The organism is Bradyrhizobium sp. GW821-FHT13H06 (genome assembly GCF_058803975.1).
On record NZ_JBXAPN010000007.1, the window covers coordinates 234,400 to 247,940 of the forward strand.

Consider the following 13,541-nt stretch of genomic DNA (forward strand, 5'->3'; position numbering starts at 1 on the left):
CGGCCCTTGTCGTCCCCAAATTCTTTGGCAATTCATGCTGGCGGTTCGTCGCGTCTCGTCCTAAAACCCCGCCACGTTAGATTTCGATTGGAGACTTGCCGTGGACGTCAAGGAAGTAAGGAAGCTCGACGCGTATCTGAAGCGCGTATTCGGCAATCCCAAGATCCGCGTCGTGCCGCGGCCGAAGAAGGACGATTCCGCCGAAGTCTATATCGGCGAGGAGTTCATCGGCGTGCTCTTCGTCGACGACGAGGACGACGATCGCTCGTTCCAGTTCCAGATGGCCATCCTCGAGGACGATCTCGTCGATCAGGAGTAGCTGCTGGTACGCCGTCGTCGCGAGCGGAGCTGAGTCTTCGCCATGCGCGGCGTTCTCTCGTGTCCCGGACGTACTGCAACGCCCATAGCGCGTCGAGGACGCGCGTAAACGCGCTTACGGCGTTGCAGTACTGAGCCGGGACCCAGGAAGCCGCACGACGCATCTCCGCAACATGGGCCCCGGCTCAGCAGCGCACCGTCGAAGAGACGCTGCGCTGCGTCCGGGGCACGCAGATCGAGCTGAACTCGCTCCCCATCGTCATTGCGAGCGAAGCGAAGCAATCCAGGAATTTTTCCGCGCAGGGATTCTGGATTCTTTCGCTGCGCTCGCAATGACGCCGTTACCTTCGCGGTCCGTGCACGCTTCTCCGTCACGCGCCCACGGCGGCGAGCATGTCGGGAATCGTGACAAACTTCTCCCGGGGCTTGCCCAGCACGGCTCCCCTGCGCTTCTCGGCCGCGTCGATCGTGGCCCAATCCGGATAGCTCACGATGCGTGCGACGCGGCTGGTCAGGCGCGCAAGCAGTGCGTCAGGCGTGTCCGAGCGCGGCCGTCGATGGGTGATATCCGCCAGGACGGCCTCTGCGGTCGCAATGCCGCAGCCGCGATTGGTGCCGATCGTGCCGTTCGGCCCGCGCTTGCTCCATCCGCAGACATAGAGGCCCTCGGTCACCGAACCATCGACCGCGACACGTCCGTCGACGTTCGCATGCACGCCGCGACGCGCGTCATAGGGAACCCCAGCCACCGGCGTGGTCTTCCGGCCGACGCTGCTGAGCGAGAGGCCGCATGCGATGTCCTCGATAGCGCCCGATTCCTGCTTGAACGCGATGGCCTCCAGGCGGTCTCGTCCGCGGAGCGCCACGGGTGACAGACGAAATCGAAAAACGCAGCGCCGCGGCTTCGTCACGGCGGCCTGCGAGAACGCGCGCAGCAACGACAATTTTTCGGTCAGCTCCGGATCGCCGGAAGATCGCGGCTCGAATTCATCAGAGCTGACGTTGCGCATGTCGACGCATGTGTCGCACGTGTTGAGTTCGAGAAAGTCACGCAATTCCTTTGCGGTGAACCTGGCCTGCGCCGGTCCGCCGCGGCCGACGACGTGGATTTCGCGGATCCGGCTCTCAGCCAGCACGTCCAGCGCGTGACGCGCGATGTCGGTCCGGCGCAGCTCGTCCGCGGTCTTGGCGAGGATGCGCGCCACGTCGAGAGCGACGTTGCCATGGCCGATGACGATCGCGGTCTCATGATGAAGATCGAACCGCAGATCCGCAAACTGCGGATGCCCGTTGTACCACGCGACAAAATCGCCCGCCGTGTGGCTGCCCGGGAGTGTTTCGCCGGGGATGTCGAGCGCCCGGCTCAGTTCGGCGCCCGTCGCCAGCACGACGGCGTCATAGGCCTCGCGCAGCTCGTCGATCGTGACGTCGTCTCCGATGGTCACGCCGCCGATGAAGCGAAACCCGGGCATGGCGGCGATCCGGTCGAATGCCGTTGTGACCTGCTTGAGCTTTGGATGGTCGGGAGCCACGCCGAACCGCACCAGCCCGTACGGCACCGGGAGCCGTTCGAACATGTCGACAGTCAAGGGCACGCCCGAGCGCAACAGGGCCTCGGCGGTGTAGAAGCCGCTCGGTCCGCTGCCGACGACGGCGATGCGGTTTTCGTTTGCAGCGGACGCCGTCATCGGCCCAGCGCCTGCCTGCGTTCATCGGCCCCCGGCAGGGCCGGCAGGCGTGCACTGATGACGGGAGTCTCGGTCGCGCGCTTGCGGTTGACGTCGATCCAGTACTTCTTGTCCGCGGCGAGGCGATAGTCGGGCTCGATCGCGCCGACCGGGCAAGCCGGCGCGCAGCCGCCGCAATCGATGCAGTTTTCCGGATCGATGTAGGTCATGGTGTCATCGACGTGGAAACACTCCACGGGACAGACGGTGACGCATTCGGTGTATCGGCAGCCGCGGCAATTGTCGGTGACCACATATGTCATCGTCAGGCCCCGCTGACCTGAACGAGGATGTCCGAGAATGTCGGGGCACGGCCGAGGTCGGCGAAGGCGGGAGGCGTCAGCACGTGAACCGTCGCGCCCCTGCGATTGGACCGCTGCCAGTAGCCCGAGGGAGCCACCACCACACCCGGCATGACGTCGGCCGAAACGGTCGCGAAGGCCTCGAACGCGCCACGGTCGTTGAACACGCGAATCGGCGCGCCCGCGACGATGCCACGCTGTGCCGCATCGTCCGGATTGAGGAGCACCGCCTGTTCCTCGCCAGCCTGCGCGGTCTGCGCCGGCAGGTTGCCGTAGTTCGAATTCAGGAAGGCGTGGCTCTTCGGCGAGATCAGGCTGAGCGGATAGCGCGTTGCGAGCATGGGCGCGGTGCGCGGGTTCTCGTTCGGCGGGATGTAGTGGGGCAGAGGATCGACCGGCGTGGCGTCCTGATCGCCATTGTAGCCCTGGCGGAACAGCGGCACCACGAAGTTGCCGCCGGCGGCGATGGTCGAGCTGAACTCGCACTTCCCCGATGCGGTCGGAAAATTACCCTCGCGGTGCGGCGCCCAGTCGGCCGGCGCGGGCATGTTGAGGCGCGCATAGCCCTTGGCCTTGACGTCGTCGAGCGTGATGCCTGCGAGCACCGGGCTGCTCCAGTCGAGGGAGGCCTCGATGATCTCGTCGTCGCTCCGGAAGAAGGAGGGGTCGGTGATGCCCATCGCGCGCGCGAGCCGGCGGAACAGCTCGGTGTTGGACACGGCCTCGCCGAGCGGCGCGATCGCCTGGTTGTTGTAGGACAGATAGAGATGCCCCCAGGAGAACATGATGTCCTTCTGCTCGAGCTGCGTGGTTGCGGGCAGAACGATGTCGGCGTATTTGGCGGTGTCGGTCAGGAAGTGCTCGCTGACGACGGTGAAGAGATCCTCGCGTTCCAATCCCTTTTCGAGCTTGCCCTGTTCGGTCACCATCGCCATTGGATTGGCGTTGTAGACGAACAGCGCCTTGATCGGCGGATCGAAGCCGAGTTCGCCCGTCAGCGCCGCTCCGAGGCGCCAGGAATTGAGCACGCGCATCCTCTCCGGCTGGAGATCGGGACGCATCAGCACGTCCCATCTGACCGGGAACGCCCAGATCGGGAGCTGGAGCAGCCCGCCGCCGACGTGCTTCCAGGCGCCGATCAGTCCCGGAAGACAGGCGATCGCGCGCACGGTCTGACCGCCGCCGGCATGCCGCTCGACCGCGACGCCGATGCGGACGACGGCCGGAGGTGTCGTCGCATATTCCCGCGCCAGCTTGAGGATGTCGTCGACGGGAATGCCGGTTTCCTGCGAGGCGAATTCGGGTGTGTAGCTGGAGACCCGTTCGGCCAGCTCGTCGTAACCAACGGTGTATTTGTCGATATAGTCGCGATCGACCAGATTCTCCTTGATGATGATGTGGATCATCGCGAGCGCCAGCGCAGCATCGGTGCCGGGACGGATCGGAATATGCCAGTCGGCGAGGCGCGCGGTGCGGGTGCGGACGGGATCGATGACCACGAGCTTGGCACCGGCCTTTTTCGCCTGCTCGATGAACGGCCAGTGATGCGAGTTCGTGCTCAGCGTGTTGCAGGCCCACAGGATGATGTACTTCGAGTGCACGAAGCTCTCGGGATCGACGCCCGGCGTGTGCCCGATCGTCATCATGTACGCGGTGCAAGAGCCGGAATCGCAGAAGGTGCGCTCCAGAACCGTCGCGCCGAGCTTGTTGAAGAGGGGATCGCCGACGTTCAGCCCATTGATGACGCCCTGCGTGCCCAGATAGCTGTAGGGCAGGATTGCCTGCGCACCGTGCTCGGCAATGACGGATGTCCAGCGCGAGGCAATGGTCGCGAGCGCTTCCTCCCAGGAGATCCGCTGGAATTGCCTGGTGCCTTTCGGTCCGACGCGTTTGAGCGGATACAGCACGCGCTTGTCACTGTAGACACGCTCCTCGTAGTTGTTGACCTTGACGCAAAGCCGTCCGCGCGTGAACGGATGGTCGGGATTGCCGCGGACGGCGATGGCCTTGCCGTCCTCGACCGTGGTCAGAATCGAGCAGGTGTCCGGGCAATCGTGGGGGCATGCGCCAATGACCGTGGTCCTTGCCATGGAACTCTCCGCTTCCTGATTTGAGGCAATCCGAAGGATGCGGTCGTCGGGCCCGGTCTGGCTTCTCAAAACGTGCGGTGTTGTTGTCCCAGCCTGCTCTCGGCCGGTGGACGCCCGGGCCGATCTCTGGCATGCTAATTGCTGGACCCGGCACTACCTTTACCTGCACATCGCGTTGTCTGACGGAGAGACACGATGGGTATGCTCGGCAATTCTGTCGATAAATATGTTACCGGCAGAATGCTTCAGACATCCAACGAGCGGCGTTGGTCGCACCTGCTTGCGGAGCGGTGGAGCCATGATCCGGGTGATCTGCCGGCACAATTGCCGCGCGACACCGAGATCGCGATCCTGCTGCGCGGCAACTCGGTCGTCGATCGGGAAGGTGCAGGCATGCGGCAGCGCACTTTCGGCAGAAGGGGCACCGTGTGGCTGTGTCCGGCCGGCATCCGCGAGGACTTCATCCGCGTCGAGAACCAGATGCAGGAGTGCCTGCATATCTTTCTTCCCGGACACCCGTTCGACGACACCATGCTTCGGGATCTCGACATCGACCCGTCCGGAATGTCGATCCGCTACGAGAGCATCGACCGCGACATCTTCATCGAGCACGTCGCGGACCGGATCCTCGGCGAGCTCGAACATGAGACCTCGACCGGCCGCCTCCTGATCGAGAGCCTGGGGCGGGCCCTGTCGGCTCATCTGGTGCACAGCTATGCGGCGACGTCAGTCCGGCTGAAGCAACCCCATGCTGTCCAGAAGCCGCTCGACGCCAGGCGGCTGTCGCGCGTGACGGAGTTCATCGCGGCGTCCGTCGATCGCGATTTCACGGTGAAGGAACTGGCGTCGGTGGCGTGCATGAGCCCGGCGCATTTCTCCCGCAGCTTCAAGGCGGCAACCGGCGCGGCGCCGCATGAATATGTCAGCCGGCAGCGCCTCGACCTCGCCAGGAACCTCTTGTCGACCAGCGATCGTCCGCTGGTCGACATTGCTTACGCCACGGGATTTTCGTCGCAGGCCAATTTCAACCGCGCCTTCCGCAAGGCGGTCGGGACGACCCCGAGCCTGTATCGGGCGCAGAAGGTTCGGGACTGAGGCCTCCGTCAAGGGAGGGCGGACCTCGCCGCCGCAAGAGCTATGTCTTGTCGCGCACGCGGACCTGCGCGGTCGCCTCCGCGACCGTCACCCCATGCCCGACGGGTCAAAGTTGCCTTCGAAAAATACGAATAATCGCAGCGACTTGGCTACTGTGCATGGGGTTGTTTTCGCTATTTTCGTCGGGGAGGCTTCGATCTTGCGGCGGGCCAGGGGGAGCGCGGGCCGAGCTCAGCCCCTCGGCCCGCGCAATTGCTCCGTCAGCCTGTCCATCGCATCCGCCACGTCACGCCACTGCGACAGCCAGCTGCGCGGGAAGCGGAAGGTGAGGTCGGCGCCGCCGATGCGGCGCTCCGAGAGGCACATGCCCGGTGTGGCCGCATCGCGGGTGCAGCGCGCGGCCAGCGCGGGGTTTGCCGCGGAATAGAGATCCTCGCTGCCGTAAGGCGTGTCGGTGCGGAACATCCGCATCGTCAGCCCGTCCGCGGGCATCACTGCTGCCTGATCGAGATAGCGCGGATAGATCGTGGCCGTCCGCTGCTCGGGCGAGAGCGCATCGTGATGGGCCGCGATCGACAGGAAGATGCGGTCGATCGATTGCACCGCCGCTTCCACCGTGTCGGCGGTGACGTGCTTCGGCGCGCCGGGCGGCTCCAGCGAGGGATAGAGGAAGTCGAGATCGATGCGCTCCTGCGGCCCCGAGTGCCGCTGGATCTTCATGCGGATCGCAGCCGTCGGCAGGTTGAACAGTGTGCCGCCGATGCTCACCGGCAGCTTGTCCGGGGCGTTGGCGCCCCTGGGGCCCCAGGTCGGCCACAACAAATAGGCGACGAGCGCAACCGCGCATGCCGCGGCAGTGCCGGCGAGCACGATCGGGAGGACATGCGCGCGGGTGCGCGTGCGGGGGAACCTGAGGGGAGCTGCCGAAGACACCGTCATGAATTGCGCAAGTCGAGCCGGAGGTCGGCCGATGGCCGACGAATCAGCGGCGAATATGCCACGCGAGGGCGGTTTCGCGGAGCATTCCCGGCTGCGGGAGGCGGGGACGGCCCTGCGTGGACCGGCCGGCCGCGTTAACCTTCTCTTAAGGATAATGTAGCGTTAACCGGCACTCTTTGTCACAGGAAAGCTCCGGCGTTGTGTAAATGCGGACTGTTCCGATGACACCCGAAGCTCTCAATACCTTCTTCTCGATCTGCATCGGTTTCGCGCTCGCTGGCGCGCTCGTGAACGGCTACCAGGCGCTCGCGCAGCGGCCCGCCGGCTTCGGCCTGTTGCAGGATGGCGTGGCGCCGAAAACTTTCGCGGCGGTTCCGTTCCTGGTGTTCGCCGCGCCCTTCATCATCATGCGCAACACGCTGCGCGGCGTGCAGGTGGAAAGCCGCCGCGTCGAATTCGTGATGATGGCGACCGTCATCGCCGGCTTCTGGAGCATGATGAGCGGCACCTTCTTTCTGATGACGCTGCGCGCGGCCGGCATTCTGGTCTAACGCCTCGCTTTGAGTGCGGCCGGCCCTTTGCGTCGGAGCCGCCGTTTCGCTATGGCTGGGTCAACCCGACAGGAGACCTTGATGGCGATCTACGAGCTCGACGGGCAGGCGCCCGATCTTCCCGCCGACGGCAACTATTTCATCGCGGAGACCGCGACCGTGATCGGCCGCGTGCGCCTGAAGCCCGGTGCGAGCGTCTGGTTCGGCGCCGTGCTGCGCGGCGACAACGAGTGGATCGAGATCGGCGAGGGCGCCAACGTGCAGGACGGCTCGACCTGCCACACCGATCTCGGCTTTCCGCTTCACGTCGGCAGGAACTGCACGGTCGGCCACAATGTCATCCTGCATGGCTGCACCATCGAGGAGGGCGCCCTTGTCGGCATGGGCTCGGTCGTGATGAACGGCGCCAGGGTCGGCCGCAACAGCATTGTCGGCGCCGGTTCCGTCATTCCCGAGGGCAAGGAATTTCCTGAACGTTCCCTCATCATCGGCTCGCCGGCGCGCGTGGTCCGCACGCTCGACGACGCCCAGGTGCAGCGAATGGGAGGCGCGGCCAAGTTCTATGTCGCCAACGGCCCGCGCTTCAAGAAGGGTCTGAAGCGGATCGGTTGACGCATCGCGGTAAGGCGCGGAGTGGACATAATCAGCTCGGCAGCATTGCGCGGCGAACGCGACGCCGGTTGCGCCTAAGACGTCTGTTCCGGAACCTGTCTTCGCCGCGTCGGTTGACCGGCAAAGGAGGACTTCCGATGGCCAGATCGTCTGCAACCAGTTCAATAAAGACTGTGATCATGATCCTCGCACTCGCGGCCTTGCCCGCCTCATCGTTCGCGCAAACGACCGGCGGCTCAGCCGGATCGAGCGGAGGCTCAGTGGGATCGACGGGAGGCTCGGTAGGATCGACCGGAGGCTTTGCCAATTCGCCAGTTCCGCCGCCCGGTACCAACAGCCTGGGTACGGCTCAATCATCCGGCCCTGGCTCCGGAGTCACGACCGGCACCGGCGGAGGTGAGGCGGCTGATGCCGCCGTCAATGCTGAGAACCGGCAGCTCGACAGGAAGATCAAGAGCATCTGCCGCGGCTGCTGACGCTCGCGCGGAAGTGAGACAGCGTGGCTGTCACGAGTTCCCAACTGACGTTAGCTTGGTCCGGCTTTGAAGCGTGGAGTGTCTCCACGCGGAGGATCGAGTGATGTTTCGCAAGATGATCGTGGCGGCGCTGACTGTGGCGGCGTTCGGACTATTGGCGCCGCAGGCGGCCGAGGCGCGCGGCGGCTTCGGACATGGTGGAGGCTTCCATGGCGGAGGCTTCCATGGCGGCGGCTTTCGTGGCGGCGGCTTCCATGGGGGAGGCTGGGGGCATCGCCACTGGCATGGCGGCGGCTTCTGGCCAGGAGTCGCAATCGGCGCGGGTTTCGTCGGTGCCGGCTACTACGGCGGCTATTACGGCTATGGTTATCCCTACTACGGCGATCCCTACTATTACGGCCCCGGCTACAACGACGGTTACGGCGGCTGCTATGTCGCGCGGAAGCGTGTCATGACGCCGTCGGGATGGCGGTACCGCCGCGTCGACGTCTGCGAGTAAGACCGAATAAACCTGTTAAAGAACAAGGCCGTTGACGCAGTATACCGTCAACGACCTTGCCAGCCCCGGATATTGAAATCGGCTCACGCCATCCGGTAGATGCCAACATCGCGCGGAATCCTACGGGCGAATGTGATCCAGTTCACAAGTGGCGAAAATAAAGTTCCCGCGGCTGTCGGCTCAGCCGCGCGACCGCTTGCGCGCGCTGGCCTGGACGCGGTGCCGCGCCGGTTTCCTGCGGGTAACCGACGGTGTTTCGACCTCGGTCGCCCGCGCACTGGCAAATGACTGGCGCAAGCCGTCGATGGATTCGTTCAGGGTGGCGACCTGCTCTGACAGGCGCTTGGTATCGGCCTGTTGCGCGGCGAGCAGCCGCTTCATGGTCAGGAGCTGATCCTGCACCACCTGGAGCTGGTCGATCGACTCCTGCTGGGTCGCCTCCAGACCCTTGGTCTTCTCGACCAGCTGCTCGGACGCCTGGGCCGCGCGGGCCTGGAGCTGCCGCGATGCCACCATGCGGTCGCTCTCAGGGGCGGCGCCGGTATAGGCACGCCAGATCGCGATTGAAGTCACGCCCGCGATCAGGAGCAAGAGGGCTGCAGCGGTCAGCGCGATGGGCTGGCCGCCAAGGCGAAGGAGGGAGGTGGACGGTGTGTCCCGGGCGAGATCGATCATCGCTGACAAAACCCAAATGGAAACTTGGCGAATGGCGAAGACCGGCAACCCAGAGGGCCACCGGGGCGTCCCGAAAGCCTTAGGTTTCGGCAAGGAATAGGACCAAAAAGAGGCTGGTTGGGATTAATGGGACCGGCGGCTGCAAAAAGAGGTTCAATAACACCTTTTCCGCCGCATTTTCGCGAGATTCCCTCCATCCGGGTCGCAGGCGTCCGCCCGAGGACGCGTTGCTGATCCGGTCGTCGGGGCTGCGCGCGTCAGTGATTCCGCATCAGAATCGGCAGACGAGGCCGATCGTCGCGGTGTCGGTGCGGGCCGGGCACACGGACCCCGTGCTCATGCCGTCCATAGGTATGTGGTGCTGCGCTTACGGACGAAAGCCCGACAGCAGTCCATCATAGGGCTTCGATCGCGGCGCGGCATAGGGCCCGAGCCGGGAGGTCTTCAGCCCCAGCCGCACCAGTGATTCCGCCAGCGTCACCGCCGCGGCGACGCCGTCGACCACGGGCAGGCCGTGCGTGGCGGCAAGATCGGCGGCGAGATCGGCCATGCCGGCACAGCCGAGCACGATGGCCTCGGCGCGGTTGTCTCGGATCGCGGCAGTGATCTCCGCCGAAATTCTGCCGAGCGCATCGGTATTGCGCTCTTCCAGTGCGAGCACCGGCACTTCGGCGGCGCGGACCCGGGTGCAGCGCTCGGCGAGGCCGTATTTCCTCAGATTGTGCTCGATCGGCACGATGGAGACACCGAGCGTCGTCACCACGGCGAAGCGCGCGGCGATCAGGCTCGCCATGTGGAAGCCGGCTTCGCCGATGCCGATCACCGGCGCCTTTGCGGCGGCGCGCGCGGCGTCGAGGCCGGTGTCGTCGAAGCAGGCGATGATGTGCGCGTCCGCGCCGTCGCGGTCGGCTTCACGGATGCAGCCGAGCATGCCGGGGACCGCGAAGGCCTCGTCGTAAAAGCCCTCGATCGAGACCGGGCCCATCGTCGGCTGACGCGCGTCGATCACCGTGCCGGGCAGGGCGACGCTGCGCGCCGCAGCGGCGATCTTCGCCGTCATCGACGCAGTGGTGTTGGGATTGACGACGTGAAGCCGCATCGGATCAGACAAGTTCCTTGTCAGACGAGTCCCTTGCCGGCGTCCGAACCCTTGGCCGCCTGCCGCTTGTTGAGCACGTGGATGGTGCCGAGCGCAAGCGAGATCACGGTGAACGAGACGGCCGAGATCACGGTGCCGAGCGCATAGATGTCGGGGTTCGTCACGGTGGTGGTGAGGCCCTGCAGATCGAGCGGCAATGTATTCACAGCGCCGATGGCCTGGCTGGAGCGGGCCAGTTCGTCCCAGGACAGCGTGAAGCCGAACAGGCCGATGCCGATCACCGACGGCAGGATGATCGGGAGCACGACGTGACGGAAGGTCTGCCATGGTGTCGCGCCGAGATCGCGCGCGGCTTCCTCGAGGCGCGGGTCGAAGCGGTTGAAGATCGCGAACATGATGAGCAGCCCGAACGGCAGCGTCCAGGTCAGGTGCGCGCCGAGCCCGGAGGTGAGCAGGCCCATCGAGGTTTCGAAATTCTCGTTCCAATGCGCCTTGATCAGATCGTCGATGATGCGGAATTCCAGCGAGATGCCGAGCGAGGTGATGATCGAGGGCACGATCAGGCTCGCGATCGCCGAATAGAACAGGATGCTTTGCGCCTTGAACTTCCTGCGGAAGGCCATGCCTGCGGCGACCGACAGCACGACGGTGAGGACCATCACGACGAGGCCAAGCAGCAGCGATCGGCGGAAGGCCGCGCCGAGATCGACGATGCCGGTGCCCTGGAACAGCTTTGCGATCCAGAAGGTCGAGACGCCGTTCATCGGGAAGGTGAGGCCGCCCTGCGGTCCCTGGAACGACAGCACGTAGATCGCGATCATCGGCCCGTAGAGGAACAGCACATAGGCCGCGAAGAAGATCGCGAGCACGTAGAAGGAGCGCGGACGTCCTTCCCTCATGCTCAGAGCTCCTTCTTGATGTCGACGATGCGCGACATCATGGTGATGATCAGGAAGGTGATCGCGAGCAGGATCACGGCATTGGCGGCGGCGGCCGGGAATTGCAGTGCGTTGACCCGCGTCTCGATGATCTTGCCGGCGGCGGCGATCTGCTGGCCGCCCATCACGCCGATGGTGATGAAGTCGCCCATCACGATGGTGATGACGAAGATCGAGCCGATCACGATGCCGGGCTTTGCGAGGGGAATGATGACGTTGACGAGGGTCTGGAAGCCGGTGGCGCCGGTGTCATAGGCCGCCTCGATCAGCGACTTGTCGATGCGCACCATGGAGTTGAAGATCGGCACCACCATGAAGAAGGTGAAGAGGTGCACCAGCGCCAGCACGACGGAGAATTCGGAGAACAGCAGCCATTCGATCGGATGGTTGATCAGGCCCGTCTTCATCAGGCCCGAGTTGACGAGGCCGTTGCGCCCGAGCAGTGGAATCCAGGCGATCATGCGGATCACGTTGGAGGTCCAGAACGGGATCGTGCACAGCAGCGACAATCCCATCTGCCAGGTCTTGGACTTGACGTGGAAGGCGAGGAAATAAGCGACCCAGAAGCCGATGAACAGCGTGATGGCCCAGACCATGAAGCACAGCTTCAGCGTCTTCAGATAGGTCTTGCCGATCGTGCACAGCTCGGGGAGCTGCGCGATGCAGCCCTCGAACGTATCGGTGTAGCCGCGGCCCGAGAAGACCGGCAGCAGCTGGTATTCGTTGTAATCCCAGAACGAGACGATGACGACGAAGACGAGCGGGATCAGGAAGAAGGCGAGAAACACCAGCATCATCGGCCCGGCCTGCAGCCAGGATACCAAAGACGGTGACGGTCGCGCCGTCTTGCTGCGGCGCGCCGTCTCCGATCCCCGGACGAGGTCCGGGGATACCTGATGCAGGATGTCCTCGGAGGTGTCCATCACGTCACGCCGCGATGAACTCGTTCCACTTGCGGACCATGTAGTCGTTCTCGTCCATCACCGCGTTCCAGCAGGCGACTGCGCCCATGCGGTCCTCGTAGGAGCCGCCGTCGCGCACCGCGCCGGCCTTCTCCAGCAGCGAGCCGTCGGGCGCCTTGATGTCCTTCTCGGCCGGCTTGCCTTCCATCCAGTAGGCCCACTCGTAGGGCTCCATATGCGCCTTCGCGGTGGAGAGCACGGCCGAGTAATAGCCCTGGCGGTTGAGATAGGCGCCGGCGTAGCCGGACAGGAACCAGTTGACGAACTCATAGGCCCATTCGAGCTTCGCGCCCGAGACGCCCTTGGAGACGCAGAAGCCGGAGGCCCAGGAGCGGTAGCCTTCCTTGAGCGGCTGGAAGGTGCAGGCGATCCCCATCGAGCGCACCTTCGTCACCGCCGGCGACCACATCGATTGGATCACGGTCTCGCCCGAGGCCATCAGGTTGACGCTCTCGTTGAAATCCTTCCAGAAGGCGCGGAATTGACCGGCCTTCTTGGCTTCGGTCATGACCTTCATGGTGAGATCGATCTCTTCCTTGGTCATGTTGCCCTTGTCGGCATATTTGTGCTTGCCGGTGGCTTCCACGACCATCGCGGCGTCCATGATGCCGATCGAGGGGATGTTGAGGATCGAGGCCTTGCCCTTGAACTCGGGGTTGAGCAGTTCGGACCACGAGCTGATCGGCCGCTTGATCAGGTCGGGGCGGATGCCGAGCGTGTCGGCGTTGTAGACGGTCGGGATCAGCGTCACGAATTCGGTCGCCGACGTCGCGAACTTCTTGGAGTCCTTGCCTTCGAGGTAGAGCACCTTCCAGGGCGCCGTGCCCTGGCCGCCGATCTTCTTGCCACCTGGCGTCTCGCCCTTGGTGAACACAGGCGTGATGTTGTCGAACTGTTTGATCTTCCTGGCGTCGAGCGCGAGGATGTTGCCCGACGGCACGATCTTCTTCAGCGAGAAATATTCGGTGTCCAGCACGTCGAAGGAGTTCGGCTGGGTCATCACGCGCTTGGTGACGTCGTCGGTGGTCGCGGTGATGTATTCGATCTTGATGCCGGTGTCCTTCAGGCACTGCTTTGCGATGTCGTCGCCCTCGTTCACGGCGGTGCCGAGATAGCGCAGCACCTTCGCGTCGGCCGACTTCACGTAGGGAAAGCCTGTGATCGCCCCCGAGCCGGCGGCAAGGCCGGCGAGACCTGCGGTGCCCTTGAGCAGCGTGCGGCGGCTGACGCCCTTCGTCCTGGTGGTCTCGGTCATGTC

General features: G+C 64.4%; 15 protein-coding genes. 6 read left to right on the forward strand and 9 right to left on the reverse strand.

Annotation, left to right across the window (positions count from 1 at the left end; genetic code table 11):
* The first annotated feature begins 100 nt into the window (after positions 1-100).
* Positions 101-319, forward strand: a complete 219-nt coding sequence (locus AC1RQP_RS27530) for a DUF3126 family protein (RefSeq protein WP_007602550.1) — start codon at positions 101-103, stop codon at positions 317-319.
* Positions 320-689: 370 nt separating this feature from the next.
* Here AC1RQP_RS27530 and AC1RQP_RS27535 read toward each other — a convergent pair whose 3' ends face one another.
* From AC1RQP_RS27535 to AC1RQP_RS27545, 3 genes are read right to left on the reverse strand one after another with little or no spacing between them, the layout of a single operon-like run.
* The gene (locus AC1RQP_RS27535) at positions 690-2,006 is read right to left on the reverse strand and encodes an FAD-dependent oxidoreductase (RefSeq protein ID WP_492939588.1); all 1,317 of its coding nucleotides are present in this window, start codon (positions 2,004-2,006) and stop codon (positions 690-692) included.
* Positions 2,003-2,308, reverse strand: coding sequence for a ferredoxin family protein (locus AC1RQP_RS27540; protein WP_091889461.1), 306 nt, complete (start codon positions 2,306-2,308; stop codon positions 2,003-2,005). Before AC1RQP_RS27540 ends, AC1RQP_RS27535 begins: the two co-directional genes overlap by 4 nt.
* A 2-nt stretch (positions 2,309-2,310) precedes the next feature.
* On the reverse strand, positions 2,311-4,437 hold the full coding sequence (locus AC1RQP_RS27545; RefSeq protein ID WP_492939590.1) for a molybdopterin-containing oxidoreductase family protein: 2,127 nt from the start codon (positions 4,435-4,437) through the stop codon (positions 2,311-2,313).
* 240 nt (positions 4,438-4,677) lie between these two features.
* Between AC1RQP_RS27545 and AC1RQP_RS27550 the strand changes: the two genes are divergently transcribed.
* Positions 4,678-5,532, forward strand: coding sequence for an AraC family transcriptional regulator (locus AC1RQP_RS27550; RefSeq protein ID WP_492939592.1), 855 nt, complete (start codon positions 4,678-4,680; stop codon positions 5,530-5,532).
* 231 nt (positions 5,533-5,763) lie between these two features.
* On the opposite strand, the gene AC1RQP_RS27555 is transcribed toward AC1RQP_RS27550, so the two are convergent.
* Positions 5,764-6,471 carry a hypothetical protein gene (locus AC1RQP_RS27555; RefSeq protein ID WP_492939594.1) on the reverse strand — a complete coding sequence of 236 codons (708 nt, stop codon included), beginning with the start codon at positions 6,469-6,471 and terminating at the stop codon, positions 5,764-5,766.
* Between the two features lie 221 nt (positions 6,472-6,692).
* Between AC1RQP_RS27555 and AC1RQP_RS27560 the strand changes: the two genes are divergently transcribed.
* From AC1RQP_RS27560 to AC1RQP_RS27575, 4 genes are all read left to right on the forward strand, one after another.
* Entirely contained in the window at positions 6,693-7,022 is a 330-nt protein-coding gene (locus tag AC1RQP_RS27560) for a DUF6949 family protein (protein WP_028180891.1), read from the forward strand.
* A gap of 81 nt (positions 7,023-7,103) precedes the next feature.
* On the forward strand, positions 7,104-7,634 hold the full coding sequence (locus tag AC1RQP_RS27565) for a gamma carbonic anhydrase family protein (RefSeq protein WP_239624793.1): 531 nt from the start codon (positions 7,104-7,106) through the stop codon (positions 7,632-7,634).
* Between the two features lie 137 nt (positions 7,635-7,771).
* Entirely contained in the window at positions 7,772-8,110 is a 339-nt protein-coding gene (locus AC1RQP_RS27570) for a hypothetical protein (RefSeq protein ID WP_492939596.1), read from the forward strand.
* 103 nt (positions 8,111-8,213) lie between these two features.
* Complete coding sequence (locus AC1RQP_RS27575; RefSeq protein ID WP_239624789.1) at positions 8,214-8,609, forward strand: hypothetical protein; 396 nt, start codon at positions 8,214-8,216, stop codon at positions 8,607-8,609.
* A 180-nt stretch (positions 8,610-8,789) separates the two neighbouring features.
* On the opposite strand, the gene AC1RQP_RS27580 is transcribed toward AC1RQP_RS27575, so the two are convergent.
* From AC1RQP_RS27580 to AC1RQP_RS27600, 5 genes are all read right to left on the reverse strand, one after another.
* Positions 8,790-9,284 (reverse strand): hypothetical protein, encoded by a 495-nt coding sequence (locus AC1RQP_RS27580; protein ID WP_492939598.1) that lies wholly within the window; start codon positions 9,282-9,284, stop codon positions 8,790-8,792.
* Between the two features lie 367 nt (positions 9,285-9,651).
* Entirely contained in the window at positions 9,652-10,383 is a 732-nt protein-coding gene (locus tag AC1RQP_RS27585) for an aspartate/glutamate racemase family protein (protein WP_492939902.1), read from the reverse strand.
* 20 nt (positions 10,384-10,403) lie between these two features.
* A complete protein-coding gene (locus tag AC1RQP_RS27590) occupies positions 10,404-11,282 on the reverse strand; it encodes an ABC transporter permease (protein WP_061882840.1) in 879 nt (292 codons plus the stop codon).
* A gap of 2 nt (positions 11,283-11,284) precedes the next feature.
* Positions 11,285-12,244, reverse strand: a complete 960-nt coding sequence (locus tag AC1RQP_RS27595) for an ABC transporter permease (RefSeq protein WP_492939600.1) — start codon at positions 12,242-12,244, stop codon at positions 11,285-11,287.
* Between the two features lie 4 nt (positions 12,245-12,248).
* The gene (locus tag AC1RQP_RS27600) at positions 12,249-13,538 is read right to left on the reverse strand and encodes an ABC transporter substrate-binding protein (protein ID WP_239624783.1); all 1,290 of its coding nucleotides are present in this window, start codon (positions 13,536-13,538) and stop codon (positions 12,249-12,251) included.
* Between the last annotated feature and the right edge of the window lie 3 nt (positions 13,539-13,541).